The sequence below is a fragment of the Rhodococcus sp. O3 genome (assembly GCF_048897285.1).
In the GTDB taxonomy this organism is placed as follows: domain Bacteria; phylum Actinomycetota; class Actinomycetes; order Mycobacteriales; family Mycobacteriaceae; genus Rhodococcus.
On record NZ_JBMBTE010000219.1, the window covers coordinates 1 to 4,573 of the forward strand.

Sequence of the window (4,573 nt, forward strand, 5' to 3'; positions counted from 1 at the left end):
CACCTCCGCGACGATCCGGACGTCCTCGCCGGGTTGCGGGTCGACCCGCTCGATCTCGTCCAGGCCGAACTGCAGCCGGTCCGCTTCCTGCGCGAGCTCCCGCGACCGCTCGGTGCGCTCGAGCAGCTCGGCGCGCGCGGCCAGCCACTTGCTCCGGTTCTGCTGATAGGCGGCGAGCAGCGGCAGTACCGCCTTGCCGGCGAACCGGTCGAGGGCGGCGCGCTGCTGGTCGGGACGCAGCAGCCGGAGCTGGTCGTTCTGGCCGTGCACCGTCAACAGCGGGTCGGTGAACTCGGCGAGCACCCCGACCGGGACACTGCGGCCGCCCAGATGGGCACGGGAGCGCCCGTCCCGGCCGACCGTGCGCACCGCGATGATGCTGCCGTCCTCGTCACGTTCGGCTCCGGCCGCCTCGAGCAGCCGGGCGATCTCCCGTTCGACGTGACTGGGCAGCGCGCCCGCGGTCTCGTCGGCGTCGACGGCGAATCGGCCCTCGACGACGGCGCGATCGGCCCCGACCCGCACCCGGGCCGGATCCGCGCGGGCGCCGGACAGCAGGTGCAGGCTGGTGACCACCATCGTCTTGCCCGCGCCCGTCTCGCCGGTCAGCACCGTGAAACCGTCGTGGAACTGGGCGCTCGCCTCGGAGATGACACCCAGGTTGTCGATCCGAATCTCAGCGAGCACGTCAGAGTTTCCTTCCTCGCCAGCCCTTCACCGGAAGTTCGAACTTGCGGACCATCCGGTCCGCGAACGGCGCCGAGTCCAACCGAATCCAGCGCACCGGATGCTTGCCGCGCACCACCTCGACGCGGCCCCCGGCCGGCAGCTCCAGGGTGCGGCGACCGTCGCAGAACACGAGACCGTCGTGGCTGCCGCGCAACGTCTCCACGGCGATGAGCGACTCCGGGCTCGTCACCAGCGGGCGCGCGAACAGAGCGTGCGCGTTGCTCGGAATCACCAGCAGCGCTTCGAGTTCCGGCCACACGATCGGTCCGCCGGCCGAGAACGCGTAGGCGGTCGAACCGGTCGGGCTGGCGACGAGGACACCGTCGCACCCGAACGACGACACCGGCCGTCCGTCGACCTCGAGCACCACTTCCAGTACTCCGAGCCGCGACTTGTTCTCGACGCTCGCCTCGTTCAGCGCCCACCCACGATCGACGATCTCGTCGTCGACCCGGATCATCACGTCGAGCGTCATGCGGTGCTCGATCCGGTACTCGCGGCGCACGACCTGCGCGAGCGCCTCCTCGAGGTGCTCGGCCTCGGCCTCGGCGAGGAACCCGATCCGGCCCAGGTTGATGCCGAGCACCGGCACCGCCGCGTACTGCGCCAGTTCCGCGGCCCGCAGGAAGCTGCCGTCCCCGCCGAGCACGATCACCATCTCGCAGCCGACCGCCGCGTCCGGTCCGGACTCGACGATGCGGACCTGCCCGTCCGGAGCGGCGACCGCCCCGAGGCCGGTGCTGTCGGCCTCCTCGGCGAGGACCCGGAGCCCGATCCCCGCCTCGCCGAAGATCGCCGCGACGCGTTGCGCGGTCTCGGCGATCTCGCCGCGCCCGGAATGCGACACGAGCAGGATGTCCCGGCGCGGCGCGGTGGCCGTGTCACCGGTTGCTGTGGTCACTGGGGTCCTTCCTGCACCGCACGTTCGACGAGTTCGATCACCGACGGCTCGAGTTCCGCGGGGCCGGGCTCATCGGCACGCAACCACAGGAAGTACTCGACGTTGCCGGACGGACCGGGCAGCGGGCTCGCCACCGCGCCGATCGTGCGCAGACCGAGGGTCTGGGCTTCGCGGGCGACGTCGAGCACCGCTTCGGTCCGCAACGCCGGATCCCGCACGACACCGCCACTGCCCACGCGTTCCTTCCCCACCTCGAACTGCGGTTTGACCATCGGCAGCAGGTCGGCCCCGGGGGCGGCACAGCGCACGAACGCCGGCAGCACCAGCTTCAGCGAAATGAACGACAGGTCCGCCACCACCAGCTCGACCGGACCGCCGATCTGCTCGGCGTCGATATTACGCACGTTTGTTCGATCGAACACGTGGACGCGGTCGTCGGACTGCAGCCGCCACACGAGCTGGCCGTATCCGACGTCCACTGCGGCGACCTCCCGGGCGCCCTCGTGCAGCAGCACATCGGTGAATCCGCCGGTGGACGCGCCCGCGTCGAGGCAGCGGCGTCCGGTGACCTTCAGCCCCTGCGGTGCGAACGCCTCCAGCGCCCCGAGCAGTTTGTGTGCCCCGCGTGACGCCCAGGACACCTCGTCGGTGACCTCGGTGACCAGCAGGGGTGTGCCCGGCTCGACTGCGGTCGCCGGTTTGGTGGCGACGCTGCCGGCGATCAGCACCCGGCCCGCCGCGATCAGTTCGCTGGCGTGTTCGCGTGAGCGGGCCAGCCCGCGCCGCACCAGTTCCGCATCTACCCGTGCCCGGCGCGCCACGTCAGACCTTGTCCACGGTCGCGAGGGCCTGCACCAGCACGTCGTGGGCCTGCTCGAGCAACTGGGCCTGCCGCGAGATCGCGACCGCCCGGTCGTGGCCGTCCCCGGCCGCGTCCCGGGCGCGGGTCAGCAGCCCGTCCACCGCGGCGTGGAGCCGGTCCGGTTCGATACCCGGCTGGGAGCCGGGGAGATGCTGGCCTGGGCGTGGAATCGACGTGCTCATCGCTGACCACGCTAGTGCATCACCGACCCACCGGACACGCGGCACGACCGGATCAGGCACCCGCGCTCCACGCCTCGATCGAGGAGCGGGCCGCGTCGTTCACCCCGACCACACGTTCGAAGTCCGGGTTCGCCCACGCCACCGGAAGCACAGCCCGCAGCGCCGCCATCGGGTCGACCGGCCCGGACGCCTCGAGCCGGAGGTCGCGGCCGTCGACGATTGCGCTCCACGTCCCGACGGCGCCGACACGCAACGCCCCGGCCTCGACGTCGAGGCAGCTCAGCGAGTCCGCGACATAGGTAGGCCGCTGCCGCGACGGAGCCCGCAGCAGATCCGCGACGGTGCTCACCCCGGTGAGGACCAGCAGCGAATCGACGCCGACGGCGACCGCACCTTCGATGTCCGTGTCGAGCCGGTCACCGACGACCAGCGGGCGGCCCGCGGCGCTGCGGGCGATGGCATGCTCGAGCAGCGGCGCGGCGGGCTTGCCCGCCACCACCGGTTCCGCGCCGGTGGCCGACCGCACCGCGGCGACCATCGAGCCGTTGCCCAGCACCAGCCCCCGTTCGGTCGGCAGCGTGGAGTCGACGTTCGTCGCCACCCACAGCGCGCCGGCCCGGATCGCGAGGGTCGCCTCGGCGAGGATCGGCCAGCCGGTGTCCGGGGAATGTCCCTGCACGACGGCGACCGGCCGCTCGTCCGCGGAACGCACCGGCCTCAGGCCGACGTGGGTGATCTCCTCGGACAGCGCCTCGGTTCCCACGACGAGGACTGCGGCACCGGCGGGGACACGCTCGGCGAGCAGACGGGCGGCGGACTGCGAACTGGTCACCACCGTCGACTCGTCGGCGGAAAAGCCCAGGTCGCGCAGGTGTGCGGCGACGTCACCGGGCCGGCGACTGGCGTTGTTGGTGACGTAGAACAGCCGGTCGTCACCGCCGGTCAGCGCCTCCACCGCCCCGGGGACGGGATCAGCCCCGCGGTAGACGGTGCCGTCGAGATCGAGCAGCAGCACGTCGTACGCCGACCGCAACGTACCCGCCGCGGTCCGGGCGTCCGCGCGTGCGGATACTCGATCGGTCACAGATCCTCGCCGGTCAGTTCCGCCACCCGCTCCTCGGCGTCGGTTTCGCCGTCGAGGTCGGCGGCGGCCGCGTTGAGGAACCACTTGACGCCGTCCTTCGTGCGACCGGCCGCCACCAGCGCGTCCGCGTAGGCGTAGAACAGGCGTGCGGCAGCGGTCCCGGTCCGGGATTCGTCGAGGTCCGGGGTCTGCAACGTGACGACGGCCTGATCGTACTGGCCGAGGTCCATGCGGGCACCGGCCACGACGATGCGCAGCTCGCTGGCCTCGTCCCCGGTCAGGGCACGGGCTTCCTCGCTGCGACCGAGTTCGATGGCACGCTCCGGCCGGCCGAGTCCGCGTTCGCAGTCGGCCATCACCGCCAGCAGGCCGGGACCGCCCGACATGCGGCGGGCAGCGCGCAGCTCGGAGAGGGCCTCGGCCCATTCACCGGCGTGGTAGGCGGTGATGCCCGCGGCCTCGCGGACCACGGCGATGCGACCGGCACGCTGCCGTGCCGCCCGAGCGTGCGCGAGCGCGAGTCGCGGATCGTCGTCGATGAGCTTGCCGGCCATCACCAGGTGCCGAGCGACGGTGTTCGCGTTCGACTTGTCCAGGCTCAGCAGGTCGCGACGGATCGTCGGATCCAGCTCCGAGGCCTCGACATCGTCCGGCAGATCCGGCTCGTCCGGTCGGGCATCCCGACGCTGCGGGGGCACACCCTCGCGACCCCGTCCGGGTCCGAAACCGCCCTCGCCGCCACGACGACGTGCGCCGCCCTCGCGCCGATCCGGGCCGTGACCTCGGCTGTCGCGGGCACCCCGATCGTCACGGGG

The 4,573-nt window shown here is 72.3% G+C and carries 6 protein-coding genes; all 6 read right to left on the bottom strand.

From position 1 onward, the window contains the following. The coding region (locus ACN675_RS27760; RefSeq protein ID WP_420753878.1) for an AAA family ATPase at nt 1-687 on the bottom strand (687 nt) is incomplete at its 3' end. Nucleotide 688: 1 nt separating this feature from the next. Continuing rightward, on the bottom strand, nt 689-1,630 hold the full coding sequence (locus ACN675_RS27765; protein ID WP_420753879.1) for an NAD kinase: 942 nt from the start codon (nt 1,628-1,630) through the stop codon (nt 689-691). Further along, the gene (locus ACN675_RS27770; RefSeq protein WP_420753880.1) at nt 1,627-2,451 is read right to left on the bottom strand and encodes a TlyA family RNA methyltransferase; all 825 of its coding nucleotides are present in this window, start codon (nt 2,449-2,451) and stop codon (nt 1,627-1,629) included. The genes ACN675_RS27765 and ACN675_RS27770 overlap by 4 nt, the downstream gene beginning before the upstream one ends. Nucleotide 2,452: 1 nt before the next feature. Beyond that, nucleotides 2,453-2,674, bottom strand: a complete 222-nt coding sequence (locus tag ACN675_RS27775; protein ID WP_420753881.1) for a hypothetical protein — start codon at nt 2,672-2,674, stop codon at nt 2,453-2,455. Nucleotides 2,675-2,726: 52 nt separating this feature from the next. Next, nucleotides 2,727-3,758, bottom strand: coding sequence for an HAD-IIA family hydrolase (locus ACN675_RS27780; protein WP_420753882.1), 1,032 nt, complete (start codon nt 3,756-3,758; stop codon nt 2,727-2,729). Beyond that, a partial coding sequence (locus ACN675_RS27785) for a tetratricopeptide repeat protein (RefSeq protein ID WP_420753883.1) occupies nt 3,755-4,573 on the bottom strand: 819 nt, incomplete at its 5' end. The genes ACN675_RS27785 and ACN675_RS27780, both read right to left, overlap by 4 nt.

Bases quoted from the DNA above. Each gene is read 5' to 3' on its own strand.
- ACN675_RS27775 (WP_420753881.1), bottom strand. From the start codon at position 2,674: ATGAGCACGTCGATTCCACGCCCAGGCCAGCATCTCCCCGGCTCCCAG.